27 protein-coding genes are annotated in these 26,121 nt (G+C 60.5%); 12 read left to right on the top strand and 15 right to left on the bottom strand.

Annotated features, from left to right (window positions below):
• Nucleotides 1-5: 5 nt before the first annotated feature.
• The 6 genes from hpaH to CX511_RS11915 all read right to left on the bottom strand — a co-directional run bounded on the left by hpaH (nt 6) and on the right by CX511_RS11915 (nt 5,257).
• Nucleotides 6-809, bottom strand: coding sequence for a 2-oxo-hept-4-ene-1,7-dioate hydratase (gene hpaH / locus CX511_RS11890; RefSeq protein ID WP_101293316.1), 804 nt, complete (start codon nt 807-809; stop codon nt 6-8).
• An 8-nt stretch (nt 810-817) separates the two neighbouring features.
• Complete coding sequence (locus CX511_RS11895; protein WP_045179885.1) at nt 818-1,228, bottom strand: 5-carboxymethyl-2-hydroxymuconate Delta-isomerase; 411 nt, start codon at nt 1,226-1,228, stop codon at nt 818-820.
• A 71-nt stretch (nt 1,229-1,299) separates the two neighbouring features.
• Nucleotides 1,300-2,223 (bottom strand): 3,4-dihydroxyphenylacetate 2,3-dioxygenase, encoded by a 924-nt coding sequence (gene hpaD / locus CX511_RS11900; RefSeq protein WP_101293315.1) that lies wholly within the window; start codon nt 2,221-2,223, stop codon nt 1,300-1,302.
• Nucleotides 2,224-2,340: 117 nt separating this feature from the next.
• A complete protein-coding gene (gene hpaE / locus CX511_RS11905) occupies nt 2,341-3,801 on the bottom strand; it encodes a 5-carboxymethyl-2-hydroxymuconate semialdehyde dehydrogenase (protein WP_101293314.1) in 1,461 nt (486 codons plus the stop codon).
• A 24-nt stretch (nt 3,802-3,825) separates the two neighbouring features.
• Entirely contained in the window at nt 3,826-4,590 is a 765-nt protein-coding gene (locus CX511_RS11910; protein ID WP_045179890.1) for a fumarylacetoacetate hydrolase family protein, read from the bottom strand.
• A 10-nt stretch (nt 4,591-4,600) separates the two neighbouring features.
• Entirely contained in the window at nt 4,601-5,257 is a 657-nt protein-coding gene (locus CX511_RS11915; RefSeq protein ID WP_045179892.1) for a fumarylacetoacetate hydrolase family protein, read from the bottom strand.
• 219 nt (nt 5,258-5,476) lie between these two features.
• Here CX511_RS11915 and hpaR point away from each other — a divergent pair, with 219 nt between their 5' ends.
• Together hpaR and hpaA are read left to right on the top strand one after the other, a co-directional pair.
• Nucleotides 5,477-5,899 carry a homoprotocatechuate degradation operon regulator HpaR gene (gene hpaR, locus CX511_RS11920; RefSeq protein ID WP_045179894.1) on the top strand — a complete coding sequence of 141 codons (423 nt, stop codon included), beginning with the start codon at nt 5,477-5,479 and terminating at the stop codon, nt 5,897-5,899.
• A 51-nt stretch (nt 5,900-5,950) separates the two neighbouring features.
• Nucleotides 5,951-6,859 carry a 4-hydroxyphenylacetate catabolism regulatory protein HpaA gene (gene hpaA / locus CX511_RS11925; protein WP_045179897.1) on the top strand — a complete coding sequence of 303 codons (909 nt, stop codon included), beginning with the start codon at nt 5,951-5,953 and terminating at the stop codon, nt 6,857-6,859.
• A gap of 113 nt (nt 6,860-6,972) precedes the next feature.
• On the opposite strand, the gene CX511_RS11930 is transcribed toward hpaA, so the two are convergent.
• Entirely contained in the window at nt 6,973-8,238 is a 1,266-nt protein-coding gene (locus CX511_RS11930; protein WP_045179900.1) for an OprD family porin, read from the bottom strand.
• Between the two features lie 335 nt (nt 8,239-8,573).
• Between CX511_RS11930 and CX511_RS11935 the strand changes: the two genes are divergently transcribed.
• The 4 genes from CX511_RS11935 to CX511_RS11950 all read left to right on the top strand — a co-directional run bounded on the left by CX511_RS11935 (nt 8,574) and on the right by CX511_RS11950 (nt 12,864).
• Nucleotides 8,574-9,593, top strand: coding sequence for a TRAP transporter substrate-binding protein (locus CX511_RS11935; RefSeq protein ID WP_045179902.1), 1,020 nt, complete (start codon nt 8,574-8,576; stop codon nt 9,591-9,593).
• Between the two features lie 5 nt (nt 9,594-9,598).
• Entirely contained in the window at nt 9,599-10,132 is a 534-nt protein-coding gene (locus CX511_RS11940) for a TRAP transporter small permease (RefSeq protein WP_101293313.1), read from the top strand.
• A complete protein-coding gene (locus tag CX511_RS11945; protein ID WP_045179906.1) occupies nt 10,129-11,451 on the top strand; it encodes a TRAP transporter large permease in 1,323 nt (440 codons plus the stop codon). Before CX511_RS11940 ends, CX511_RS11945 begins: the two co-directional genes overlap by 4 nt.
• Nucleotides 11,452-11,688: 237 nt before the next feature.
• On the top strand, nt 11,689-12,864 hold the full coding sequence (locus CX511_RS11950) for a Bcr/CflA family multidrug efflux MFS transporter (protein WP_045179907.1): 1,176 nt from the start codon (nt 11,689-11,691) through the stop codon (nt 12,862-12,864).
• Here CX511_RS11950 and CX511_RS11955 read toward each other — a convergent pair.
• Nucleotides 12,851-14,059, bottom strand: coding sequence for an MFS transporter (locus tag CX511_RS11955; protein WP_101293312.1), 1,209 nt, complete (start codon nt 14,057-14,059; stop codon nt 12,851-12,853). The two genes, CX511_RS11950 and CX511_RS11955, sit on opposite strands and share 14 nt — an antisense overlap.
• Before the next feature lie 288 nt (nt 14,060-14,347).
• On the opposite strand from CX511_RS11955, the gene CX511_RS11960 reads away from it, so the two are divergent.
• The 3 genes from CX511_RS11960 to CX511_RS11970 all read left to right on the top strand — a co-directional run bounded on the left by CX511_RS11960 (nt 14,348) and on the right by CX511_RS11970 (nt 17,582).
• On the top strand, nt 14,348-15,517 hold the full coding sequence (locus tag CX511_RS11960; protein ID WP_045179912.1) for a p-hydroxyphenylacetate 3-hydroxylase oxygenase component: 1,170 nt from the start codon (nt 14,348-14,350) through the stop codon (nt 15,515-15,517).
• A 57-nt stretch (nt 15,518-15,574) separates the two neighbouring features.
• Complete coding sequence (locus CX511_RS11965; RefSeq protein WP_045179914.1) at nt 15,575-16,513, top strand: p-hydroxyphenylacetate 3-hydroxylase reductase component; 939 nt, start codon at nt 15,575-15,577, stop codon at nt 16,511-16,513.
• A 256-nt stretch (nt 16,514-16,769) separates the two neighbouring features.
• Complete coding sequence (locus CX511_RS11970; protein WP_045179916.1) at nt 16,770-17,582, top strand: class I SAM-dependent methyltransferase; 813 nt, start codon at nt 16,770-16,772, stop codon at nt 17,580-17,582.
• Nucleotides 17,583-17,653: 71 nt separating this feature from the next.
• On the opposite strand, the gene CX511_RS11975 is transcribed toward CX511_RS11970, so the two are convergent.
• Entirely contained in the window at nt 17,654-18,199 is a 546-nt protein-coding gene (locus tag CX511_RS11975; protein WP_045179918.1) for a P-loop NTPase family protein, read from the bottom strand.
• Nucleotides 18,200-18,620: 421 nt separating this feature from the next.
• On the opposite strand from CX511_RS11975, the gene CX511_RS11980 reads away from it, so the two are divergent.
• The gene (locus CX511_RS11980; RefSeq protein WP_101293311.1) at nt 18,621-19,778 is read left to right on the top strand and encodes an HPP family protein; all 1,158 of its coding nucleotides are present in this window, start codon (nt 18,621-18,623) and stop codon (nt 19,776-19,778) included.
• Here the strand turns inward: CX511_RS11980 and CX511_RS11985 are convergent.
• Nucleotides 19,752-20,618 carry a LysR family transcriptional regulator gene (locus CX511_RS11985; RefSeq protein WP_045179921.1) on the bottom strand — a complete coding sequence of 289 codons (867 nt, stop codon included), beginning with the start codon at nt 20,616-20,618 and terminating at the stop codon, nt 19,752-19,754. The two genes, CX511_RS11980 and CX511_RS11985, sit on opposite strands and share 27 nt — an antisense overlap.
• Before the next feature lie 117 nt (nt 20,619-20,735).
• On the opposite strand from CX511_RS11985, the gene CX511_RS11990 reads away from it, so the two are divergent.
• The gene (locus CX511_RS11990) at nt 20,736-20,924 is read left to right on the top strand and encodes a hypothetical protein (protein ID WP_101293310.1); all 189 of its coding nucleotides are present in this window, start codon (nt 20,736-20,738) and stop codon (nt 20,922-20,924) included.
• Between the two features lie 119 nt (nt 20,925-21,043).
• Nucleotides 21,044-21,679, top strand: coding sequence for a helix-turn-helix transcriptional regulator (locus tag CX511_RS11995; protein WP_045179925.1), 636 nt, complete (start codon nt 21,044-21,046; stop codon nt 21,677-21,679).
• Here CX511_RS11995 and CX511_RS12000 read toward each other — a convergent pair.
• The 5 genes from CX511_RS12000 to CX511_RS12020 form a co-directional block, all read right to left on the bottom strand.
• Entirely contained in the window at nt 21,676-22,626 is a 951-nt protein-coding gene (locus CX511_RS12000; RefSeq protein ID WP_101293309.1) for an ornithine cyclodeaminase family protein, read from the bottom strand. The genes CX511_RS11995 and CX511_RS12000 overlap by 4 nt on opposite strands.
• Nucleotides 22,623-23,600, bottom strand: a complete 978-nt coding sequence (locus CX511_RS12005; protein WP_045179929.1) for a threonine/serine dehydratase — start codon at nt 23,598-23,600, stop codon at nt 22,623-22,625. Before CX511_RS12005 ends, CX511_RS12000 begins: the two co-directional genes overlap by 4 nt.
• A gap of 217 nt (nt 23,601-23,817) precedes the next feature.
• A complete protein-coding gene (locus CX511_RS12010) occupies nt 23,818-24,867 on the bottom strand; it encodes a class I SAM-dependent methyltransferase (RefSeq protein WP_045179931.1) in 1,050 nt (349 codons plus the stop codon).
• Nucleotides 24,868-24,962: 95 nt separating this feature from the next.
• On the bottom strand, nt 24,963-25,559 hold the full coding sequence (locus CX511_RS12015; RefSeq protein WP_101293308.1) for an eCIS core domain-containing protein: 597 nt from the start codon (nt 25,557-25,559) through the stop codon (nt 24,963-24,965).
• Nucleotides 25,546-26,100, bottom strand: coding sequence for a TetR/AcrR family transcriptional regulator (locus tag CX511_RS12020; protein ID WP_045179935.1), 555 nt, complete (start codon nt 26,098-26,100; stop codon nt 25,546-25,548). The genes CX511_RS12015 and CX511_RS12020 overlap by 14 nt, the downstream gene beginning before the upstream one ends.
• Nucleotides 26,101-26,121: the final 21 nt, after the last annotated feature.

The following is a 26,121-nucleotide window of genomic DNA, read 5'->3' on the forward strand; positions in this document are numbered from 1 at the left end:
CTCCTTCAGACGAACCGACAGGCGATGCTGCCGAGCATGTCGTAATCGACGTGAAAGGTGTCGCCAGGATGGGCGGCGACCGGGCGGGTGAACGAGCCGCCTAGAATAATCTGCCCAGGCTCGAGGGTGACGTCGTACGGCGCCAGCTTGTTGGCCAGCCAGGCCACACCCTTGGCCGGATGGTTGAGGACGGCGGCAGACACGCCGGATTCTTCGATCACGCCATTGCGATAGAGCACGGCCGGCACTTTGCGCAAGTCGATCTCGTTCGGGCGTACGGCGCGGCCGCCCATGACCACACCGGCATTGGCGGCGTTGTCGGAGATGGTGTCGAAGACCTTTCGGGTAGCGTGGGTCTGCGGGTCGATCTGCTGGATACGGGCGTCGATGATTTCCAGCGCCGGGATCACCCATTCGGTGGCATCAAGCACGTCGAAGACGGTGACGTTCGGGCCCTTGAGCGGTTTGCCGAGGATGAACGCCAACTCGACTTCTACACGCGGCACGATGAAACGCTCAAAGGGAATATCGCTGCCTTCGTCGAACAGCATGTCATCAAGCAGGGCACCGTAGTCAGGTTCGGTGATGTTCGACGACACCTGCATGGCGCGTGAGGTCAGGCCGATCTTATGGCCGATCAGTTTGCGCCCGCTGCTGATCTTGCGGTCGACCCAGGCGCGCTGGATGGCGTAGGCGTCTTCGATAGTGATATCAGGCTGGTCGAGAGAGAACTGGCGTAGTTGTTCACGCGAGCGCTCGGCGGCGTCAAGGCGAGCGGCGGCCTGTTGGATGAACGTGGCGTCAAGCATGTGGAACCTCAGGAAATCTTGTTGAAAAGGGGGTGCAGGCTGCTGTATTTGCCGTCGTAGACCTGCCCGGGGCTTTCATCGATTTGCAGTGTGATGCCGACCGGGCGCTGTTCGAGGAGCTCCTCGAAGCAGGCACGCAGCACCGCGAGCAGGCTGTCGCCGACGGCCTTATGGACGGCTGGGCTGCGGCCAGCACCCATGCGCAGGTTGGCGTAGAGAAAGCCATAGTCGCCGTTGCCATCGGCCACCGCGCCATGCGCTGCGGGGTAGGCCAGGACGCGCGTGCCGCCGGTGGGGAACACGGCTTTGCCGCTTTCGTCGCGCTGTTGCAGCATGGTGTCGGCCAGGGCTCGGCACAGACCGGGGATGTCTGCCTGCTGTTCGAGATCGGCGGTGTAGAGCAGTACCAGATGAGGCATGGTGGCTATCCTGGGTGAAGGCCGGGAGCAGGGCCGCTCCATCGAGGTGGAGCGGCCTGGCGCCAGAGGGGTCAGAGCCGGCTGGTGGAGGCAGTACCGACCGGGTTGGAGGCCTGCGCGGCAGGCAGGCTGGCGCCATCCTGGGGCGTCACCGGGAACACCGCGTTGATTTGGCCAGTACCAGAGGCGGCGAAGTAGGGGGTCAGTACTTCAGCCTTAGCGTCGTAGTTGGACCAACCCAAGGCGCCAAGGAGCATGGCGGTGTCATGCATGAAACCCTCGCCGTGACCTTTGGCCGCGTACTCCGGCAGCATCGCGCAAAACGCTTCCCACTCGCCGTTCTCCCACATCTGGATCACACGTTCGTCGAGGTTCTGCAGGAACGGGCTCCAGATTTTCGTGGCAAACTCCGGCGCCTGGCCGTTCTGGGCGAAGCGGTGCGACAGCGAACCGCTGGCGAGGAACGCCACGGTACCGTCGTAATGCGCTTCCACGGCTTTACGCATGGCCCAGCCGAGGCGGGCGCTGTCGTTGAGAAAGTGCGAGGTGCACAGCGACGAGACCGAGATCACCTTGAAGTGCTGGTCGGCATTCATGTAGCGCATCGGCACCAGGGTGCCGTACTCCGGCGCCAGGGTCGTCGCATCGTGGGCCATGGTTTCCACGCCGAACTGGTTGCAGGCTTCGGCAAGGATCTTGCCCAAGGGCGGGTTGCCGGGGAATTCGTACTCCATGTTGCTGATGAAGTGCGGCAACTCGTTGCTGGTGTACAACCCCTTGAAATGCGGGCTGCAGTTGATGTGGTAGTTGGCATTGACCAGCCAGTGGGTATCAAACACCACAAGGGTGTCCACGCCCAGCTCACGGCAACGCCGGCTGATTTCGATATGGCCGTCGATGGCCGCCTTGCGAAAGCCTTGGCGCGGGCCAGGCAATTCCGACAGGTACATCGACGGTACGTGGGTGACTTTGGCAGCCAGAGCAAGTGTGCCCATGGTACTTCTCCTCGCGTGGCCCGCAGGGGCCTGATTCTTGTGATTGGTCTGCACGCAGGAAACTGGCGACCCTTACCGGGTTATAAACCCGGTCGGGTCACTCTTGCGAGCCGAATGTCACACGCCCCAGCGCGGGATGTGGTGGCTGCCCATGGAGATGCACACGTTCTTGATTTCGGCGAATACCTCAAAGCTGTATTCGCCGCCCTCACGACCAGTGCCAGAGCCTTTTACACCACCAAACGGCTGACGCAGGTCGCGCACGTTCTGACTGTTGATGAACACCATGCCAGCTTCAATGCCGCGGGCCAGGCGATGAGCCTTGCCGATGTCCTGGGTCCAGATGTAGGAGGCCAGCCCGTATTCGGTGTCATTGGCCAGGCGCAGCGCTTCGGCTTCGTCCTTGAACTTGATCAGGCACACCACCGGGCCAAAGATTTCTTCCTGGGCGATGCGCATCTGGTTGTCGACGTTGGCAAATACGGTCGGCTGGATGAACTGGCCTTTGGCCAAGTGAGCCGGCAGATTGGCCGGGCGCTCCAGGCCACCGGCGAGCAGGCTGGCGCCTTCCTCGATGCCGATCTTGATGTAGCCGGTGACCTTGTCGTAGTGCGCCTGGGTGATCATCGAGCCGACTTGGGTTTTCGGGTCGGTCGGATCACCGACGATCAAGCGCTTGGCGCGCGCGGCGAATTCGGCGACGAACTGGTCGTAGACGGTTTCCTGGATGAAGATCCGGCTGCCGGCGGTGCAGCGTTCGCCGTTTAGCGAGAAGATGGTGAACAGGGCAGCGTCCAGGGCGCGGTCGAGGTCGGCGTCATCGAAAATCAATACCGGCGACTTGCCGCCCAACTCCATGGAGTATTTCTTCAGACCAGCGGTCTGCATGATCTTGCGGCCAGTGGCTGTGCCCCCCGTAAACGAGATGGCCCGTACATCCGGGTGACGCACCAGCGCGTCACCGGCAGTGGCGCCATAACCCTGGACCACGTTCAGTACCCCCGGCGGTATGCCAGCTTCCAGCGCCAAGCGCCCCAACTCGTTGGCGGTCAGCGGCGACAGCTCACTCATCTTCAGCACCGCCGTGTTACCCAGCGCCAGGCAAGGTGCGGTCTTCCAGGTGGCGGTCATGAACGGCACGTTCCATGGTGAGACCAGGCCACACACGCCCACCGGCTGATACAGGGTGTAGTTGAGCATCTGGTCATCGACCGGGTAGCTGTGGCCGTCCATGCGCGTGCACACTTCGGCGAAGAAGTCGAAGTTGTGCGAGGCACGCGGGATCAGCACGTTGCGGGTCTGATGGATGGGCAGGCCGGTATCCAGGGTTTCCAGTTCGGCCAGGTGCGGCACGTTCTGCTCGATCAGTTCGCCGAGTTTGCGCATCAGCTTGGCGCGTTCCTTGGCTGGGGTATTGGCCCACTTTGGAAAGGCTTCCTTGGCGGCAGCCACGGCCAGGTTGATTTCATCTGCGCCGCCGCTGGCGACTTCGCCGATGGCTTCGCCGGTGGCCGGGTTGTAGTTGGTGAAGACGTCCTTGCTCTCGACTTCCTGACCGTTGATCCAGTGTTTGATCATGCTGCGTGCCTCTATAGGTTCGGATTAGCCGCGGGCGGCAAAGAATTCGCTTTCGCTGACGATGCGGTTGACCAGGCGGCCAACGCCTTCCACTTCAACCACCACTTCATCGCCAGGCACGACGTCAGCCAGACCTTCGGGTGTACCGGTGGCGATCATGTCGCCCGGCTGCAGGGTCATGAAGCTGGAGAAGTATTCGATCAGGTAGGGGATGTCGAAGATCATGTCGGCAGTGCTGCCTTCCTGTTTCAACTCGCCGTTGATCCAGGTGCGCAGCTTGAGCTTTGAAGGGTCCGGCACATCGGCGGCATCGACAATCCACGGTCCGACCGGCGTGGTGCAGTCGCGGTTCTTTACCCGCAGGTTGGGGCGGTAATAGTTTTCCAGGTAGTCGCGAATGGCGTAGTCGTTGCACACCGTGTAGCCGGCCAGGTAGCTTAGGGCGTCCTCGCGCTTGACGTTGCGGGCCGGTTTACCGATCACCGCCACCAGTTCGCACTCGTAGTGCATGTACTTGACGTTGTCTGGGCGCCAGGTGACCTGGTTGTGGCCGGTATAGGTGCCGGGCGATTTGATAAAGGCCAGCGGCTCGGTCGGTGCTTTGAAGGCCAGCTCGGCGGCATGGTCGGCGTAGTTCAGGCCAAGGGCGAACATACTGCCTTCAGCCGGTGGCAACCATTGCACGGCGCTTTCGGCGAGCAGGCGGCCGTCTTGCAGGCGAACGGCGTTGTCGGCTTCAACGGTAACCGCATGAACCTGATTCTCGTAGCGGATGCGGGCGTGTTTCATGTGGGTCTCCTTATTCCGCCACGATGGTGTTGGTCAGACGGCCAAGGCCGCTGATTTCGACGACGACCTGGTCGCCTGGCTGCACATCGACGCGGCCTTCAGGGGTGCCAGTGATCAATACGTCACCCGCGTGCAAGGTCATGAACTCACTGAGTTCGGCGATCAACTGGGGAATGCTGCGCACGAAGTTGGCGGTGGTGTTTTCCTGGCGAACCTCACCGTTGACCAGCAAGGTCAGAGTCAGGTTGTGCGGGTCGGTCACTTCGCTGAGCGCGACCACTTCATGGCTCAGTGAGCAAAAGCCGTCGCGGCACTTGGCTTTGACTGCCGGGCGGTAGTAGCTGTCTTCCGGCAGGCTGAACTCGTTGACGATCACAAAACCTTCGACGTATTCGAAGGCCTGTTCGGCGCTGACGCGGCTGGCATCCTTGGCCAGCACCACACCCAGTGCCGGACCTGGCTGCAAGCGCTCACCCGTTGGCGCGAGCACCGCCTGGCCGTCGCTGTTACGGGTGTTAGGGGTCTTGATGAACAGCACTGGCTTTTGCGGTGGCTGTTGATACGGGGGTTGGTTGAACTCGGCCATACGGCTTTGCAGCAGGCCTTGGTAGTTCAAGGCAATGCCAAACAGGCTGCCTGTGGCGATTTCACGGGTGGCGCGACGCATGCTTCACTCCTGGATCGGGCTGGGCGGTCCCAGTGGGTAGTGATTGACGCTGCTCGGCAAGGCGGGCAACCGTCGTCAAATTGTTAACATGCTAATGTTATAATTAATATGTTAACGATGGTCAAGTCGCGTTGTGCCCTTGGCCGTTTGCGTCGTACCTTGGATATTGGTTAAATCGTTCATTGTTTTCTTTATTTTGGCCGGAGTGCCGATACCCCTATGCCTACAACTCGCCCCTCACTGACATTGACCTTGCTGCAAGCCCGTGAAGCCGCCATGGGCTTCTTTCGCCCCTCGCTCAACCAACACGGCTTGACCGAGCAGCAATGGCGGATCATTCGCATCCTGCGCCAGAATGGTGAGCTGGAAAGCTATCAACTGGCCGACCAGGCCTGCATCCTCAAGCCGAGCATGACCGGTGTGTTGTCACGTATGGAGCGTGATGGCTTGGTGCGTCGCTGGCGTTCGCCGCAGGATCAGCGTCGCGTGCACGTGGGGCTGACCGAGAAGGGGCAGCAGTGCTTCGTGTCGATGAGCGAGGACATGGAACACAACTACCAGCGCCTGCTTGAGCAATTCGGTGAAGACAAGCTGCAAGTGCTGCTTGGCTTGCTCAATGAGTTGAAGCAGATCAAGTCCTGAGCCGCGGTTGCGGCTGCCAGGCAACCCTGTAGTGCAGAGTGAGTAGTGCAGATGGCGGTGCGGCCCCCAATCCCCAATATCCACATCGGTCAGGCCTACGATCAGCGCTATGCCGATGCTGAGGTTCACTACGAGGCGCTGGGCAAGCTGGCTGATTTCTTCGGCCGCAACATGCCTGTGCACCGGCATGACCGTTTCTTTCAGGTGCACTACGTCAAGAGTGGCAACGTACGGGTGTATCTGGATGATCAGCGCTACGTGCAGGAAGGGCCAATGTTCTTTCTGACGCCGCCGACCATCCCCCATGCTTTTGTGACGGATGCGCACAGTGACGGCCATGTGCTGACTGTCAGCCAGCAACTGGTGTGGCCATTGCTTGAAGAACGTGTTGGCTTGGCCGGTGGTGCACGCATTGCACCGATCTGCGTAGCGGTGGCGGATCTGGATGAGGCCTATGACCAGGAAGTGGCGCGCCTGAACCTGTTGTTCGATCAACTGCGTAGCGAATTTGCCGCCAACCAGCCCGGACGTGCCCTGAGCCTGGAGGCACTGACGCGATTGATTTTCATCAGCCTGCTGCGGCTGTCGGCGCGTTCGTTGACTGCACAGGCATCACGCAGTGAAGACCTGCACATCTTTCAGCGCTTCAACCTACAGATCGAGGCGCATTACCGTGAGCACCTGCCGTTGCCCCGGTATGCGCAAGTGCTGGGAGTTACCGAGGCGCGCCTGAACGACGTCTGCCGACGGGTTGCCGACATGCCTTCCAAGCGCCTGGTGTTTGAGCGGTTGATGCAGGAAGCGAAGCGCCTGTTGTTGTTTACCGGCAGCACGGTGAACGAGATCTGCTACCAGCTTGGCTTCAAGGATCCAGCCTACTTCAGCCGCTTTTTCACCCGTCATGCCGGCGTTACGCCCGGTGAGTATCGGTTGCGCAGCCGGGTCGGCACTGACGGTTAATCGGCAAGCCGAAATTCTGTGGGAGCTGGCCTTGTCAGCGATGCAGACAACGCGACCTAGCTGACACTGCGCTGATTCCATCGCCGGCAAGGCCGGTTCCCACAGGTTTGGCGTTACAGCAACGGCAGGGTATAGCCGATAATGATGCGGTTCTCGTCTATATCGCTGGTCAGGCCGGCGCTGGAGCGGAAGGTGGCGTTGCGCAGGCGGATATTGAGGTTTTTGAACGTGCCGGACTGGAAGGTGTAGACCACGTCGGTGTCACGTTCCCATTCCTTACCACCGCTGACTCTCGCCGTTTCGATGTTACGGCCGTTGACATAACGGGTCATGAACGCCAGCCCGGGTATGCCTAGGGCGACGAAGTCATAGTCGTAGCGCGCTTGCCAGGCATCGGTTTCGGCTTTGGTGAAGGTGTTGACTGTCACCAGGTTGACCGAGTAAGGATCCAGGCCCGGGAAGGCGAAGTCGCCGTCACCGGACAGGCTCTGGTAGCCCACCCCGAACTTGTGGGCACCAACGCCCAAGGTCAGCATGCCGTTGAAGAAGCGGTTGTCGATACGCCCGGCGTCGACACGGGCACCACTACGATAGCGGTTGTCACCATGCTCTCCAGTGTCGAAGTACCGCAGATCAGTCTTCAAGCTGATGCCTTCGGCCAGCTTCGCGTTGTGGACCAGCCCGGCGTAGTGCTGCTGGTAGATGTTGTCCATCTGTGCGTAGTAATAGCTCAGAATCAGGCTGGGATTGAGGGCGTAGCTGCCGCCGGCCAGGTCCAGATGGGCGCTGTCGACGCCGGTGTAGTTCATCTCGTCATTGCTGGAGGAATCTCGCAGGTTGATCTTTTCCAGGCGACCAGCGTTGATCGTCAGGCCGTCGATTTCCTGCGAGGTCAACAGGCTACCCGCGTAGGTGGAGGAGAGCAGGCGCGTGTCGTTGTAGGCGGCTACCGGCAATTGTGGCTGCAAGGTGCCGACCTTCAATACGCTTTTCGACAGCCGCAGCTTGGCGGTCAGCCCCAGCTCGCTGTAGGTGTCTTCCGGCTCCAGGCTGTCAGCGCCATAGGCCAATAAGCCCGTGCCACGACGATCGCGACTGGAGTCGAGTTTGATGGCGGTCTCGGCAATGGCGTCCAGGCCGAAACCGAGCGTGCCCTCGGTGAAGCCTGACTCCACCCGTGCAGTGAAGCCCTGCGCCCATTCTTCGGCCTTGGCCTGGGGCGCATTGCTTTGCCGGAAGTCACGGTTCATGTACATGTTACGGGCTTCAAGGCTGGCCTTGGTATCGCTGAAAAAATCGGCATTGGCTACCTGGCTGAAGCCACAGGCGGTACCTAACAGGCAAGCGAGTGCTGGGGTAGTGCGGGCAATCCTGATCATTATTCTTGTCTCTAGGATAGGTGTTGGCGTTTCGTCACGGCGCTGATCCCCGCGTCGTGTGAAAATAATGTAGCCATATTGTTAAGTTATTAACAATAGTCTTTTTCACCCTAGGAAAAAATTTATGCGTCAGTTTTGCGCCCTACCTTTCGCATAATAGATTGATTTAAAACAACAAAAATCATTTTAGTCAGCCAGCAATGGCTGTCGGCTGTTCGTCATCTGCCCCGCTTAGTGGTTGACAATCGCTCATAAAAAATTAACTTATTAACGTATTGCGCTTCCTTAGAGCTATCGCGCCAGCGTGGCCACAACAACAACACGGAGCTAACACCATGAAAACAATCACAATTGCGGCCCTGTGCCTGGCCATGGCGGGGGCGGCGTCGGCTCAGGCCGAAACCGTTACCCTAAAGATCGCCCACTTCCTGCCCTCTACCTCTAATGCTCAGGCCAACATCATTGAGCCTTGGTGCGAGCAGCTGCGTCAGGAGTCTAATGACCGCATCAAGTGCCAGCTCTATCCGTCGATGCAACTGGGCGGGACACCGGCCAAGCTGGCAGACATGGCGCGTAATGGTGTCGCCGACATTGTCTGGACCGCGCCCGCTTACTCGGCCGGTAAGTTTCCCCGGGTCGAGGCGCTGGAGTTGCCGTTCGTATTGCCTTACGGCGGCAAGGCCGGTAACGAGATCATCTGGAAGTTCTACGAGCAGTACGCCAAGGACGACTTCAAGGGCTACAAGGTGTTGGTGGTACACGGCGATGGTGGCATGAGCCTGCATACCCGCGGCAAGGCGGTGCAGACCCTGGCCGATCTCAAAGGCCTGAAACTGAGGGCCTCAAGCCGTACCGCAGCGAAAACTGTCGAGAGCCTTGAGGCGACACCGGTGAGCATGCCGCCGGCGCAGATGACTGAAGCGATCTCCAAGGGTGTGGTGGACGGCGCGCTGGCTGCCTGGGAAGTGGTACCGGCGACCAAACTGGATGAAGTGACCCAGTACCACAGCGTGACCCCGGCTGGGCAGCCGGCGTTTGGCTACACGGTGCTGGCGATGTTGATGAACCAGCGCAAGTTCGACAGCTTGCCAGCGGACCTGCAGGCGATCATCGAGCGCAACAGCGGCAAGGCCTTGTCTGAGCGCTTCGCCACGGCCTGGGACAAAGCGACAGATGCGGCGTACAACGCTACCCCGGCTGCCGGGCTGATCAGCATCGATCCGAAAGCCTATAGCGAAATGCAGACATCATCCGCCGGTGCGGTGCAGCAATGGATCAAGGAAGCCAATGACAAGGGCCTGGATGGCCAGGCGCTGGTACAGGATGTACGCAGTCTTTCTGGCCTGGCGCAGTAATCGCCATGCAGGAGTCTCTGATCATAGCGTTTGATGCCGAGCAGCATCGTGGGTGGGTGCGCCGCACCTTGTTATACGTGACTCAGGGCTTTGCCATGGCCGGCGGCCTGTTGTTGATCGGCCTGATTGCCATGTCGATGGTCTCGATCATCGGCCGCAAGCTGTTGTCGATGCCGGTGCGCGGTGACATGGAACTGGTCGAAGTGGGCGCGGCCATTGCCATCGCCGCGTTCCTGCCCTTGTGCGAGCTGCGTGGTACCCACATCAAGGTCGATGCGCTGACGTCCTGGTTGCCGGCCAGGGTGCGCGACACGCTCGATTACATCGGGCATCTGTTGTGCTGCGCGGCGGCCTGGATTCTGGCCTGGCGTACCTGGCTGCAGATGCTCGAGAGCCACGCGTTCGGCGAGACCACCACGCTGTTGGCATTCCCCTTGTGGATTCCGCTGTTGCTGATCGTGCCCAGCCTGGTGCTGCTGGGCTTGTGCGCCCTGGCGCGTGTGCAGGATATCTGTCGTAAAGCCGGGAGGCGTTCATGAGCGGTCTGGAATTGGGGCTGGTTGCCCTGGGCATCACCACGGCGCTGTTGCTGTTCCGGGTGCATATCGGCGTCACCATGCTGGTCGGGGGCGCGGCGTGCTTCTGGGCAATCAATGACGGTGATTTGTCGAGCCTGTTGTACACCCTCAACTCGTTGGCCTATTCGCGGCTGTCCAACTACGACCTGGCGGTGATCCCGCTGTTTGTAATGATGGGGCAGTTCGCCACGCATGGTGGCTTATCACGCTCGATTTTTCGTTGTGCCGCCGCTTTTATCGGCCACTGGAAAGGCGGCATGGGCTTGTCGGCGATCGGTGCCTGTGCCGGTTTCGGGGCCATCTGTGGCTCGTCCCTGGCGACGGCCGCGACCATGAGCCATGTAGCGCTACCGGAGCTGCGTCGGCATAACTACTCCGGACGTCTGGCGACCGCCACCGTGGCCGCTGGCGGTACCCTGGGGATTTTGATTCCACCGTCAGTCCCGCTGATCATCTATGCGGTACTGACCCAGGAGTCGATTGCCAAGCTGTTCGTCGCAGCCATCGTGCCGGGCGTAGTGGCCATCGTTGGCTACATGATTGTCCTGCGCATCATGGTTTCGCGTGATGAGAGTCAGGCCACTGTATCGCCCAAGGCGTCGGGCGCTGAACGGGTCAAGGCACTGGTCAGCGTGTCACCGGTGATCGGTGTGTTCCTGGTGGTGATCGTCGGCATTTACGGTGGTTGGGCCAACCCTACCGAGGCTGCCTCGATTGGCGCTGCGGCCTGCGGCATTCTCGCGGTGTGGCAGGGTGGGATGCGCTGGAGCGGCTTTCGCGCGAGCATGTTGGGTACGGCAGAAACCACGGCGATGATCTTCCTCGTACTGCTCGGCGCCGACTTGCTCAACTCGGGGCTGGCCTTGACGCAAATGCCCGGTGAACTCGCGGCCTGGGTAATTGGCAGTGGTTTGGCACCGATGCTGGTGCTGCTGATCATCCTCGGCTTGTATCTGGTGTTGGGCTGCGTCATGGATTCGCTGGCGATGATCCTGCTGACCATTCCGATCTTCTACCCGATGATCATGGGCCTGGATTTCTTCGGCATGAGCGAGACCGACAAATCTATCTGGTTTGGCATCCTTGCGCTGATGGTGGTGGAGATCGGCCTGATCCATCCGCCGCTAGGCATGAACCTGTTCATCGTCCAGCGCACGGCGGGTGATGTGCCTTATGGTGAAACGGCCAAGGGCATTGTGCCGTTCCTCTGCTCGGACCTGTTGCGTATTGCCTTGCTGGTCGCCTTCCCAGGCTTGAGTCTGTGGTTGCTGACGTTCTGAGTATGCTTTTGCTCCTTGAGCCACCTTCGGGTGGCTTTTTTATGACGCTTCGTTTGCTGAGCTGTTGCTCTTCATACGCGTAGGTTCAGGCGCTGCGGATCTGCGACTTCAGAAGGCCGAGCGGAAGGTGCCGGAGCGAGCCTCGGCGCCTTGAATGGATAAGCTCACGGCCAAGTCAAGATCATGCTCGCCGGGGTTCCGTGAAAATCTTAATTAATTCAACAAGCCGGAGACCCCATGTCCATCACTCGCCAGCCGTATCGGCTGATCATCCTGCTCGCCGCCCTAGTAGCTTTCGGTCCGCTGTCGATCGACATGTACCTGCCCAGCCTGCCACTGATAGCCACTGACCTGGTCGCCAGCGAGCAACAGATACAACTGACCATCAGCCTGTTCCTGGCCGGCTTCAGCCTGGGCATGCTGATCTACGGTCCGCTGTCCGACCGCTTTGGTAGACGCCGTCTGCTACTGGCTGGCATCGCCCTCTATATCTTCGCCAGCCTTGGCTGCGCCATGGCCAGTGGGCCAGGCCAACTGATCGGCTGGCGCTTGATCCAGGCGTTAGGCGGTGCCGCGGCGTCAGTGCTGGCACGGGTAATCGTGCGGGACCTGTTCCCGCTCAATGAAGCGGCACGGGTGCTATCGCTGATGCAACAGGTGACCATGATCGCCACCCTGGTCGCGCCGGTGCTGGGCGGCTACCTGATGTTGCTGAGCGGTTGGCGCATGCTGTTCATGGTCTTGCTGGGGTTCGCCGGGCTGTGTTTGCTGCTGGTGCTGCGCTACCTACCGGAAACCCATGCACCCGAGGCGCGCGGCACGTCGCTGGTGAACGCCTTCAAGGCCTATGCCGAGATCGTGCGCAATTCACAAGCGTTGGGCTACATCCTCTGTATGGGCCTGACCTTCGCCGGTATGTTTGCGTTTATCACCGCCTCGCCCTTTGTCTACATCCAGTACTTTGGCGTTTCTCCCCAGCAGTACGCCTGGCTGTTCGCCCTGAACATTGCCGGGATCATGAGCATGAGCTTGCTCAATGCGCGCCTGGTCGGGCGCCTGGGTTCTCAGCGCATGCTTGGCTTCGGCACCCGGCTGGCGGCTGGCTCGGGGTTGGCGCTGTTGCTCTGTGCGGGCAGCGGTGTGGGTGGCCTGCCAGCGCTGGTGCTCTGTGTCCTGTTGTTTGTCAGCGTGACTGGCCTGATCGCGGCTAACTGTCTGGCCTGCCTGATGTCGATCTTTGCCCGTCAGGCGGGCGCGGCGGCGGGTTTGGCGGTGGCCATGCAGTTCGGTCTGGGCACGGTGGCCAGCGCGGTGGTTGGCGCGCTGTATGACGGCAGCCCCTGGCCGATGGGGCTGGTCGTGGGGGGCGCCGGTGTCGGCGTCTTCCTGGCCTTTCGCCTCACTCGTGCCTGACACCTGGTCGGCGCGCAGCCCAGGCGACGTAGGCAATCAGCACCGCGCCGGCACCCAGCAGCACTGCAGGCGCGCCCAGCTGGGCCGCCAACAGCCCGGCGAGCAGGCCGCCGATGGCATCAAAACCGAAGCGGGTCGAGGTGTACAGCGCTACTACCCGGCCCCGTAGCGCCTCCGGTGCATCGCTCTGCAGCAGAATATTGGTGCCGACGTTGCACAGGGTGATCCCGAACCCCAACACGGCCATCGCAGACAGCGACAGCCATAGCTGGGTGCTGGCGGCGAACAGCAGCATCGCCAATGCACTGCTTGCGGCACTTACAAGCACCAAACGCGCCAGGGGCGCTGTGCTGTGATTGTTCGCCAGCACCATGCTTGAGGCCAGTGAACCAAGCCCTGCTGCGCCCCACAGCCAGCCGAGGGTGCTGGCATCGCCGGCGAAGATGTCACGGGCGAACACCGGCAGCAGCACCACATAGCTGGAGGCGGTGAGGTTGACCACCATCACACTGAGCATCAGTTGTTTGACCTGCTTGTTGTCCAGGGCATAACGCAGGCCCTCACTGAACACATTGGCAAATGAGCCGCTGGCACGCGGCGAGGAGGGCAGGCGCACACACGCCAGGCCAATCACCAGGGCCAGATAGGACGCCGCGTTCAGCGTGAAGCAGAAGGCCTCGCTGACCAGCGCCAACAGCAAGCCAGCCAACGGCGCGCCGATGAAACGTGAGAGGGTGAACAACAGGGCGTTGAGTGCCAGGGCGTTGGGCAGGTCCGCACGGTCGTCGACGAATTGGCTGAGCAGCGACTGGCGCAACGGTGTATCGACAGCGTTGAGCACACCCAGCAGGGCGGCCATGGCCACGATCAGCGTTGGCCCGATCTGCTCACTGGCGGTCAACCCCGCTAACACCAGTGCCTGCAGGGCAAGTGCCGTTTCGACCATGATCAACAGTCGACGCTTGTCATGCCGGTCGATCCAGGCCCCGGCGAAGGGCCCCACCAGTAATTGCGGAATCAGTGCGGCAAACGTGGTCAGGCCGAGCAGGGCCACTGAGTCGGTCAAGCGGTAGATCAACCAAGACAAGGCCACCTGCTGGATCCAGGTACCCAGTGTGGAGATCGCATGACCGATGAAGTACAGGCGGAAATTGCGGTGGCGCAGGGCGCGCATGGAACGGGGCCAGTGACGCATGACGGAGTGCGGTTCCAGTGCCAGAGGGAGGGGTATGGTAAGGGTTTCGTTGTCTTGTTAACAATTTTTTCGTAGAGCGAACGCTGTTATTGAGGTGAAGCGAAGAATGGCCATGAAAAGTGCAATGCACAGTTCGAAATGTCCATTTTGGCCAACAGCCAAGGCTGCGCATAATTCATCTGTCAGTGCCGTTCGGGATGTTTCAAAGCCCGTAACGCGGCCTACTGGCAGCAGCCTGCTCTCAGGTTCGGCCAGCTAAGCGAATTTCTAACAACAAGGTCGCTAACAATGAAAAAGCCAACCCCGCTCCTTGATGCACTCAAGGAGATTCTCCCTGCCATCGCCGCCAATGCCGCGAAAGCCGAGCAGGACCGTATGGTCCCGGCCGAGAACATTGCCATGCTCAAAGGCATTGGCCTGCACCGTGCCTTCCTGCCCAAGGCCTTCGGCGGCCTGGAACTACCCTTGCCGGAGTTTTGTGACTACATCGCCTTGCTGGCCGGCGCCTGTGCCAGCACCGCCTGGGCCATGAGCTTGCTGTGCACCCACAGTCACCAACTGGCAATGTTCTCCAAGCAACTGCAGGAGGAAATCTGGGGCGCAAACCCCGATGCTACAGCGAGCAGTTCCATTGCGCCGTTCGGCAAGGTGGAGGAGGTCGAAGGTGGGGTGATGTTCAGTGGCCAGATGGGCTGGAGCAGTGGCAGTGACCACGCCGAATGGGCCATTGTCGGTTGCCGTCGACTGAATGCCGAAGGTGCCCAGGATTACTGCTTCGCTGTGCTGCCGCGCAGTGACTATCAGATCCTCGACGATTGGTACGCCATGGGCATGAAGGGCAGCGGTACCAAAACCCTGTCCATCGACAACGTCTTCGTGCCTGAGCACCGCATTCAAAAAGCCAAGGACATGATGGAAGGCAAGTCTGCCGGGTTCGGTCTGTATCCGGATAGCAAGATTTTCTACAGCCCTTATCGGCCATATTTCGCCAGCGGTTTTGCCACCATCGGCCTGGGCATCGCTGAGCGCATGCTCGACGCGTTCAAGGACAAAACCCGCAACCGCGTACGCGCCTATACCGGTGTCAACGTTGGCGTTGCGACCCCGGCCTTGATGCGTCTTGCCGAGTCCACCCACCAGGTGGCCGCTGCGCGTGCCTTTCTCGAGAAAACCTGGCAAGACCATGCTGATCACGGCGAGCGCCAAACGTATCCTAGCCGCGAAACCCTGGCGTTCTGGCGCACCAACCAGGCCTATGCGGTGAAGATGTGCGTACAGGCGGTTGATCGTCTGTTCGAGGCAGCGGGCGGCACTGCCTGGATGGAAAGCAACGAGCTGCAGCGCTTGTGGCGTGACTCGCACATGACTGCTGCCCATGCCTATACCGATTACGACGTCTGCACGCAAATTCTCGGGCGTGAATTGATGGGGCTTGAACCTGATCCGAGCATGGTCTGAAGCCACCCGCCTATTTCACGAATTGACCTGCCGGGTTCGCCCGGCACTGAGGACCGCATGACCCACCCACAACAAGCGGAATTTGATCCGCGTGCCTTTCGCCGTGCCTTGGGTAACTTCGCCACCGGTGTCACCATCATGACCGCCGCTGTTGGCGAGCGCACCGTCGGCGTCACGGCCAACAGCTTCAACTCGGTTTCACTGGACCCGGCGCTGATTCTCTGGAGCATCGATAAGCGCTCCACCAGCTATGAAGTATTCAATGATGCCAGTCACTTTGCCGTGAATATCCTGGCCGCCGATCAGATTGACCTGTCCAACCAGTTCGCGCGCCCCAAAGACGACAAATTCGCCGGCATTGCCTATGAGCAGGGTGCGGGTGGTGCGCCCTTGTTCAGCGACTGCGCTGCACGTTTTCAATGCGAACTGCACCAGCAGGTTGATGGTGGCGATCACTGGATCCTGATTGGCAAGGTCATTGCGTTTGACGACTTCGGCCGCTCGCCGCTGCTCTACCACCAGGGCGCTTATTCCTCGGTGTTGCCGCACCCACGCCTGGCTTCGCGCCCGGAAGGCGCGCAAAAAAGCGCCTTTCAGGGACGCCTGAGCCACAACCTTTACTACCTGATGACCCAGGCTGTGCGCAGCTATCAGGCCGACTATCAGCCGCGTCAGCTGTCCAGTGGCTTGCGCACCAGTGAAGCGCGGATGCTAATGGTGCTGGAGAACGACGCGGGCCTGGACATGCAAGGACTGCAACGCGAAGTGGCGATGCCCATGCGCGAAATTGAACAGTCGCTGGATATCCTAAAGCGCAAGGGCTGGGTGGAAGATCGGCCTGCAGCCTGCTTTGGCTTGACTGGCGCAGGCGTCGAACAGACCGAAGCGCTATGGACCATCGCCTCCGAACAACAGGGCAGGGTTTTCGCCGACTTCTCGCCGGAGCAGATCGAGACCTTCAAGGGCATGCTCAAACAGGTCATAGGCAGTTGCTGAGGCTCTGCACCATCAAGCGGTCGCAACCCACTGCGATCGCTTATGCGCCAGCGCTATAGCCATGTATCCAACTTGTCTTGCACCCTTATCAGCAGCACTTGCTGGCTGTCGATGTTAGCGTTTAGCTAATCGCTGGCGTGGGGAGAAGCTGCATCGTTACTCACCTCGCCAATCCAACGTGACCACTGTCCTAACAACGATGGCGCGTTGACCGCCAGAGAGCTGCCGGCCGCGCGCATACAGCAAGGTGCACGCCATGAGCACACCCCTGGATATGAACGCCTTGAAGGCGCGCCAACAAGCAGCATGGGCCAGCGGCGATTACGCCGTAATCGGCACAACTTTGCAGTTGGTCGGCGAACGTCTGGCCGAGGCCTGCGATTTGCGCTGGGATGAACAGGTACTCGATGTCGCGGCCGGTAACGGCAACGCCACCCTTGCCGCGGCACGACGCGGCTGTCAGGTCACCTCCACGGATTATGTGCCCGAGCTGTTAAAGCGTGGCGAAGAACGCGCACGGGCCGAACACTTGAACGTCGTATTCCAGGTGGCCGATGTAGAAGCCTTGCCGTTTGCCGACGGCGCTTTCGATGCGGTCATCTCGACCTTCGGCGTGATGTTTGCCCCCGATCAGGCGCAAGCGGCGCGAGAGCTATCTCGCGTCTGTCGGCCGGGTGGCCGAATTGGCCTGGCGAACTGGACGCCGCAAGGTTTCATCGGGCAGATGTTCAAAACCCTGGGCCGCCATGTACCGCCACCGGCCGGCGCACTGCCGCCCTCGCGCTGGGGCGACGAAGCGCAGTTGCAGCAGTTGTTCGACGACGCCATGGGTAGAATCGATATCAGCCGTCAGCACTTCAATTTTCGCTATCGCTCGCCAGCGCATTTCATTGAGGTATTCAGGACCTGGTATGGCCCGGTTCACAAGGCCTTTGCCTCATTGCAGAGTGATGCCGCCAGCGCACTGGAAAACGATCTGACCCAATTGCTCAATGACAACAATGTGGCCGGCGACTCGTCGCTGGTCGTGCCCAGCGAATACCTGGAAGTCGTTATCAGCCGACGTTGAACTGAACTAGCCGATGGGCCGCATCGGCGGCGCCAGGGTTGGTGCATGCACATCAACCTGGCAACCTTTGTTCACGCTGAGTCCGAGCAGTGCAGCGCGGCGCTGCTCGGCAATCGCGCGATGAATTCGGCGATCTGCCGAGCCCCACGTAAATGGACGACCGGAACCTGCGGTCCTTTGACCACGCGTACAGCGTCGATCGACGGGCGATAGTCACGGTCAAATGTCCAGACAAAGTTGAGGAAGGTTAAAAAGGCCCGGTCCAGTTTTTCCTCGCAGCCGAGCGGTTTGTCCGCGCGCGGTCGGTTCAACAGGCTGCGCCAGATTACGCGGGTAAAGCAGGTTATGCGCGGCGTATCCAGCCAGATGATCAACTGCGCACGCGGCAGCCTTAAGTCAAAGGTTCGCCTTGCGTAGTTGCCTTCGCAAATCCAGGCGTCTGAGGCAAGCGCAGCGCTGACGCGGGCGCGGAATGTGTCCGCGTCCGGTTCTGTCCAGTCGGGTTCCCAGAACAGTTTATCCAGGTGGACGACCGGCACATTCAAGCGCTCGCCGAGGTCACGGGCCAGGGTCGATTTGCCGCTACCGGCGTTGCCCAGGATGACGATGCGTTGCATGGAGGAGTCCTTTCCGGAAAACCGGTAATTGTGCGGGTTCTGCGCAGGTAAAAACAGAGTCCGGTGCAGTAACAGCCTTGCGCTGTTGTTGTGGCAGCTGGCCTTGCCAGCGATTCAGACTTCGCGCACCCGCTGGCACCGCGCCGATGCCATCGCCAGCAAGACTGACGACCACAATGGACCTGTGCACTCCGACTCGCGCCTACCTGGGCAGGGTCATCCCTCAAAAATATTGCTGCCACCCCTCATTTTTTTGAATTACCACCCCCTCACGCATCCCCGGCAAAATCCCCGCCACGCTTGGCCTACAAGCGAAAAAATTCCATCTCCATGGACGGAGCCTTTTAGGTATTGCCTTCGCAATACTCAGCCCAGCCGTTTTGGCCGGGCATTTTTTTACTGCCAGGTGCCTGATTTCCCCATGTCTTCCCGCCGTCTGAACAACTGGTTTGTCCGGCTATTGCCGGCCCCTCTGAACATCCCCCCGAAAGAATGGTTACGCGCAGGCTTCGGCGCCTTGCTCGGGCTGTTTCTGGCGGGCATGGCCTGCAGTTATGCCTTTGGCAGTGCCGTCGCGCTGCACCTGCTCGGCCCCCTGGCGGCCTCGGCGGTGCTGTTGTTTGCCGTGCATTCCGGGGCGCTGGCGCAGCCTTGGCCCTTCGTCGGCAGCTATGCCAGTGCGACGGTCGTGGGGTTGGTGCTGCATCATTGGTTCGGCTCGGCACTCTGGGTGGCAGCCTTGGCCCTTGGCCTGGCACTGGTGGTTATGTGCCTGTTGCGCTGCCTGCACCCGCCAGGCGGCGGGGTGGCGGTGAGTGTGGTGCTGGCGGATTCGACGCTCACGGCATTGGGTGACCGGGTGTTTGAGCCGATCATGCTCAACGCTCTAGTGCTGGTCGCGGTCGCCGTGATCTACAACCGTTTGACCGGGGTGCGTTATCCCAAGACCGCTGCACCGCGCAAAGATCTGCACCATACCAACGATGCACTGCCCGGTGAGCGTGTCGGGGTCAGTGGCGCCGACCTGGATCAGGCGCTGGAGGAGCTTGGCGAGTTTGTCGATATCACCCGTGATGAGCTAGAGCGGATCATCCTCGCCACCGAACAGCATGCCTTGCAGCGTAGCCTTGGCGGTATTACTGCCGCGTCTGTGATGTCGCGCGATGTTCAGCAGGCAACCCCCCAGATGACCTTGCAGCAGGCTTGGCAGCAGCTATCAAGTCATCATCTGAAGGCGCTGCCGGTACTGGATGAGCACAAGCAGATGGTGGGAATTGTCACCCTCAGCGACTTGGCCGGGGCGGCGATGGCGCAGGGGCGCTTCAGTTGGCGGGGGCTGTTGCACCGGCAGCACGTGCGGGTTGAACAGATCATGAGCCGACCGGTGATCACTGTGCGCAGCACTGAGCCAGCGGTGGCGTTGATTCCGTTGCTGAGCGAGCAGGGGTTGCATTGTTTGCCGGTGCTCGATGGCCAGCAGTTGGTCGGAGTGATTACTCAGACCGATCTGATCGCCGGGCTCAAGCGCCATTTGCTCAGTGCCGCAGCCCCCTCAGATCACCGGGTCACAGCGCTGTGACCAGTCGCTCTCACCGTCGGCCACCAGTTGGCGCAACACCCTGAAGGCCTGTTGCAGCGCGGCGGTGTCTCGATCGCGGGCGTGCACCAGGTAGGTTGGGTAGGTGAACTCCGGCGCCTGTGGCACGCGTTCGAAGATCCCACGGTCCAGGTAGCTCTGGACCACGCGGGTGCGAAAGTAGCCACTGCCACCATGCTCGAGAATGAACTGCAAGGCCAGGGGGCCCAAGTTGAAACTCAGGGCAGGGCGCGCGCATTCCGGCAGGGCGGCGTCGTGTTGGCGGCGGAAGGCCTGACCCCAGTCAATGTAAATGTAGGGGTCGGGTTTGTCCTTGCGGCGAATGCGGATGAGCTTTTCTTCCATCAATTGCTCAACCTGCAGGCCAGGCCCATAAGTGGGTTGGTAGACCAGTACCGCATCGAGTACACCCATCTCCAGTTTGCGCAGCAATGATTCGCCGTCGCTGACTTCGTTGCGGATGGCGTGGCTGGGCATGGTCCGGTGCAGGGCGCTGACCCAGTCGAGCACCATCGGGTTGCCCAGGCTCACTTCGCCCCCGATGTGTAACACCTGGTGGCAGCCTTCAGGCAGCGGCAGGTCACGGCGGGCGGCCTCCCAGGTTTGCACCAACTGGTTGGCGTAGACCACGAATGCCTCGCCATCGGCCGTCAGGCTGGCGCCACTGCGGCTGCGGATGAACAACTGGCAGGACAGTTGTTGCTCCAGTTTCTGCACCCGAGCGGTGATGGCGGTCTGGGTGACGTGCAGGCGTTCGGCAGCCGCCATCAGGCTGCCGCTGCGGACGATTTCAAGGAAAGTGCGGGCCAGCTCGATATCCATGGAAGTCGCCGGGTGGAATAGGTTGCCCATTCTAGTGGGTTTGCACCGGATTAGGGCAGGCCTGCCGCGGTAGTCACTGTCTATAGTGAAGGCATGTTTTCAATGGGAGCCTTAGCCATGGAACTGATCAGTCGAGAGCCTTGGTGGCGTGAGCCACCAGAACCGGGTCAACGTGAAGAAGACTTGGTATGGGGTTACCTGGAAATCTACAAGGACGGCCACGCGGTGTTCGTCGAGCAGCGCCCGAGTGACAAGGAGCTGGCTGAGCGTAAGAGTTGTCGGCATTTTCCTGCGGTTGAGGATTAGCGCTCTGCGCGCGATTGCCTCGCACTGAGGCCAATACAGGCGATGATGATTGCCTTTGCGCATGACAACGCTCAGCATCGGCGTACGAAATCTCCTGTATTCGTTTCCGAGAGTAGCCAATGAGTTCACAGGTTGGGCCCGAAACACTGCGTATCAAGAACTACACGACCATTGCCGACTGTATTGCGACCCTGCTGTTTCCACACGCAGAAGTCGTCCTGCATGATCTGCGCAGCCAGTCGGTTGTCTACATTGCCAACAATATTTCCAAGCGCAAGATCGGCGACGATTCGGCGCTTGAGACGCTCCCCGCTGATCTCGACTCGGCGCTTAGTCTAGGGCCTTACGAGAAGCTCAACTGGGACGGCCAGAAAATTCGCTCCATCAGCAGTGTGCTGCTTGATGAGCAAGGCGCCGCGCAGATGCTGCTGTGCATCAACCTGAATGTGTCGGTGCTGGAGCAGGCCAAGGATGCCTTGCTGCTGTTTTTCCAGGCCAGCCGGTTGATCCCTCAACCACAAGCGTTGTTTCGTGATGACTGGCAGGAGCGCATCAATACGTTTCTGCACACTTGGCTGCAGCGCCATAACCTGGGGCTCAATGCCTTGGACCGCGAGCATAAGCGCGCGCTGGTCGAGGCGCTGTACCATGAAGGTGCGTTTGAGGGCCGCAGCGCCTTTGACTATGTTGCCAATGTCCTGTCGATGGGGCGCGCCACGGTGTACAAATACGTGAAAGCCATAAAGCAAGGCTAGTCGGCCAGACAGCATGCCAGGGCGCACTGTGCGATTTGTGCATCCTGCACCGCAACGCCGGTGAGGTCGGCCAGGGTAATCTGGTGATCATTGCTGCGGCCTTCGACCTCGCCGCTGAGCAATCGCCCGAGTTCCAGCAGCTTGTCGATGTCGATCAGTCCGGCCCTCAGGGCGTGCGCGCTTTCGCCATAGTGGCTGCATTGCGCGAGGGCGTCGACGAACAGTCGATCGGCCTTACCCAGCAGCGCAGCATCAAGTTCCTGTTTGCCCGGGGCATCAGCGCCCACGGCTGTAATGTGCGTACCCGGGCGTATCCACTCACTGCGCAGCAAGGCTGTGCGCGAGGGCGTGGCGGTGACGATCAGGTTGGCCTTGGCTGCCACATACTCGGCGTCCAGCGTGGTTTCAACCTGGCAACCCAATTGCTCGGCAAAGGCGCGGTAGTGTTCAAGTGCTGCTGACTGGCGGCCCCAGACCACTACGTGACGGCAGGAGGTCACTGGCAGTAGGTGCTGCAACTGCATTCTGGCCTGCATCCCGGTGCCGAGAATACCGATGGCCTGTACCTCCCTGGGTGCCAGGTGTCGGGCAACGATCTGGCCGGCCAATGCAGTACGCAGGCATGTCAGCCAGCCTTCATCCTGAAGCAGCGCCAGGGGCAGCCCGGTCCGCGCCGACAGCACCAGCATCAGCCCATTGTTGCTGTCCAGGCCCTTGCGGGGGTTGTCGTAAAAGCCGGTAGAGACTTTCACGGTAAAGCAGTCTTCGCCACTGATGTAGGCAGACTTTACGCAACAATCGCCGTTATGCTGGGCAAAGTCGAAGCACTGCACCGCCGGCACCTGAACCTGGCCCCGAGAAAAGGCAATGAAGCCGGCTTCGAGCATCTGCACCGCTTTGCTGTAATCCATGCTGCGTTCGAGGTGCTGGCGGCTGTACAGTTTCATTGCACGGCTCCAAGGAACTTTTCCAGCATGATGTTGCGACCGCAGAGGATCACTGCGACCCGTTTACCCTGAAAATCTGCTGCCATTTTTAGCGCGCCGGCCATGGCCACACCCGCAGCGCCTTCGATGATCCAGCGTTCGTGAGCGGCCACGGCTTTCATCGCCGCACGGATTTCTGCTTCGCTGACCAGCACCGTGGCGTCGATGACCTGCTGACAGATGGGAAAGGTGATGCTATCGGCTTCGACACCCCCTGCGGTGCCGTCAGACAAGGTCTCCTGTTCCTCCATCTCAATGATGCGTCCGGCTTGTAACGAGCGCTGCAGGGTGGGTGCGTTTGCTGGCCAGCAGCCGATCACCTGGCACTGCGGCTTGAGTTGACGCAGTGCGGTACCTATTCCCGAGATCATGCCGCCACCGCCAACCGCCACGAACACTGCATCAAGTTGTGGCTGCTGCGCCATCAGTTCCATGCCAATGGTGCCCTGGCCGGCAATGATCTGCTGATCGTTGTAGGGCGAGACGAAGTGCTTGTCTTGCAGCTGTGCTTGACGGGCCGCCTCCAGTTCGACGCTCAGTGGGTCGCAGTCCAACGTGATGACCTGTGCGCCAAGGGCGCGGATGGCGTCGAGTTTCACTGCCGATGCGCTGCTGCTGGCATACACGGTGACCGGCACGCCGGCGTTACGACCGGCCAAGGCGACGCCCTGGCCATGGTTGCCGGAAGAGGCGGTGATCACTCCCTGTTGGCGCTGCTGGGGAGTGAGCAAACGCACCTTGTTGCTGGCACCACGGAACTTGAAAGAGCCCGTGTGTTGAAGGTGTTCGCATTTCAAGTACAACTCGCAGCCACTGAGCGCCGACAATCCGGGGCTATGGCTCAATGGTGTGACCGCCACTGCGGGACGCAAGGCATCATGGGCTTGCTGGATGTGGGCAAACAGTCCTGGAAGAAGATCTCCGTCGAAGGTCATCATGGTTTTCCTGTTCTAGACGTACGGTGGGCGTTGTCCGAGGCTATTTAGTGGCATTTAACGTGGAAATTGTATCTACCGTAGATATTGATTCCATATCTTGCAACCGGTTTTTTGTTACTGCAAGTGGGCGGTCTGCGAGCGCAGAACGCTCGCAGACGCTGTAGGTAGGTCGTTGGGTGGTGGGTACCCGTTTCTGAGTGGCAGTACGCGCCACTTACACCTTGCGGGCTTCGAGGATCAGGTTGAAGGGTGTTTCAGTGGCCCGGCGAAAGTGTTTGAAGCCGGCCTCTTCGAACACTGCCCGCAAGCGCGCTTCCCCAGCCTGCGCCCCAAGGCCAAGACCGACGTCCTGAGACAGCGAGTTGGGAGTGCAGATAAAGGTGGAGGCCGCATAGAACAGGCGGCCCACTGGTGTGCTGTTTTCATCGAGGCTGTCATGGGCAAAGGGTTCGACCAGCAACACCGAGCCATCGTCTTTGAGCGCTTCGAAGGCATGGCGGGCGGCACCCACCGGGTCGCCCATGTCGTGCAGGCAGTCGAAGTAGCAGATCAGGTCAAAGTCCTTGCCGGGAAAGTCCTTGGCACTGGCCTGGATGAACTGCGCGCGATCGGCAACACCGCCTTCGGCGGCGCGCTGGCCGGACACGCTGATCGACGGTCCGTGATAGTCATAGCCAAAGAACTGCGACGCAGGAAACGCCTGGGCCATGATTACGGTTGAGGCACCATGGCCGCAGCCGACGTCAGCGACTTTGGCGCCGCTTTGCAGTTTGTCGATCACCCCGGTCAAGGTCGGCAGCCACTCAGCCACCAGGTGCGCGCGGTAGCCGGGACGGAAGAAACGTTCGGTGCCGCTGAACATGCACGGGTGATGGTCGCCCCAGGGCAGCGCGCCGTCACCGCGCATGGCTGCCACCAGTTTGTCTTTGTCGTGGTACAGGCTGGCAATCACCGACGCACCACCGGCGACATACACTGGTGAGTCTTCGATGGCCAGGGCCATGGCCTGCTCTTCGGGCAAGCGAAAGCGGCCATCCTGGTGTTGCATATAGCCCGAGGCCGCCTGCGCGCTGAGCCATTCGCGCAACAGTCGGGCGTTGCAGCCGGTTTTCTCGGCCAGTTGTTCGGGGGTGATGAATTGGCTATCGGCCATGGCCCGATACAAGCCCAATTCATCACCGAGAATCAGGTTGGCCAGCAGGGCGGCTGCGCCCATGTCGTTGACCAGTTTTCCCATGAAGTCCTGCAGCTTGGCTTCGTCCATTGCGTGTGCTCCTGATAGAAGTCCAACGTCAACGGGGCCGTCACTGCCAGCGACGACCTCGGGCCATTTCTTTTGGGGCAACTAGTAAGTGTAGTTCAGCGCGCCTGGCCGGACGCTCGTTCGCGCAGGACTTTGCTGACGTTTGCCTGGATCTCGTAGGCCGGTGCTTCAACCGCATCGAAGTCGCGCGAGTAGCGCCGGGCGAATTCTGCCACGCCCCAGGTCTGATATTGCTGCACATGGTGCAGTTCATGGGCCCAGAGGGCGACGTTGTCTTCGGCATCGGCCTGATGTCGGAAGACGATAATGTCGATCAGGGTCACGGCATTGACGTCCGGGTTTTGCAGCAGGGCATTGGCGCTGTCCAGCGCCTGCTGGTCACCGACTTTGTAGCGCGCCGCATCGAGCACCTGAAAATCATAGAAAGGTTCAAGCTGAGCACGAATATGCAGCGGAATCGGCATGACCGTACCGGCCGCCGCGCTATCGCGTGCCTGTTGCAATGCCACGGCCAGGGAGCTGCTGGCCATGCGGCCGAGGTCGTCAAGCACGGTGCCGGCCTGGCCGGGGTCGACGGGTGAACAGATGCAGCTGCCCAGGCAGATTTCATACTGACCGGCCGGGCAAGCAGCGAGGGCACCGAGGGGCGTGAGCAAGGCAAGACTCAGCAGCAGGGGTTCAAGGCCTTTCATGCAGGGCCTCGGCAAGAAACTCACGGGAGGCCTTGAGTACTTCCTGCTGGCTGTCTTCGTTGGCCAGCATGCGCGCGATCACCAATGCCCCCACGCATTGGCTGAGCAATGCCCAGGCCAGGTGCGGATCGTCAAGGGTATCGGCCCAGGCCTGGTGCAGGGTGCGCAGCCAGTGTTCGGCTTCTTCCCGTACCGGCAGCGGCGCCTGGGCAATCTCGGCACCCAACGCCGGTATTGCACAGCCACCTTCGCGATTGTGCACATGGGCCAGGCTCAAGTACTGGTCCAGGCACCGCTCAAGCCGTTGGCGGTTCATCGGTTGCTGGGCCATGGGGCTGTTGGACAACTCCCGGCGCACGACTTCGCTGAACAAGTCGTCCTTGGAGGGGAAATGGTTATAGAAGGCCCCGCCGGTCAAGCCGATGGCCTTCATCAGCCCGGCCACGCCGGTGGCATTGAAGCCCCCGCGCTTGGCCAGGGCGCCGCTGCTTTCCAGCAGTTTCTGCCGGGTTTGTTCTTTGTGGGTGGTGGAGTAGCGCACGCCGACCTGCTCCCGATTACT

It is taken from the genome of Pseudomonas sp. S06B 330 (assembly GCF_002845275.2).
In the GTDB taxonomy this organism is placed as follows: Bacteria; Pseudomonadota; Gammaproteobacteria; order Pseudomonadales; family Pseudomonadaceae; genus Aquipseudomonas.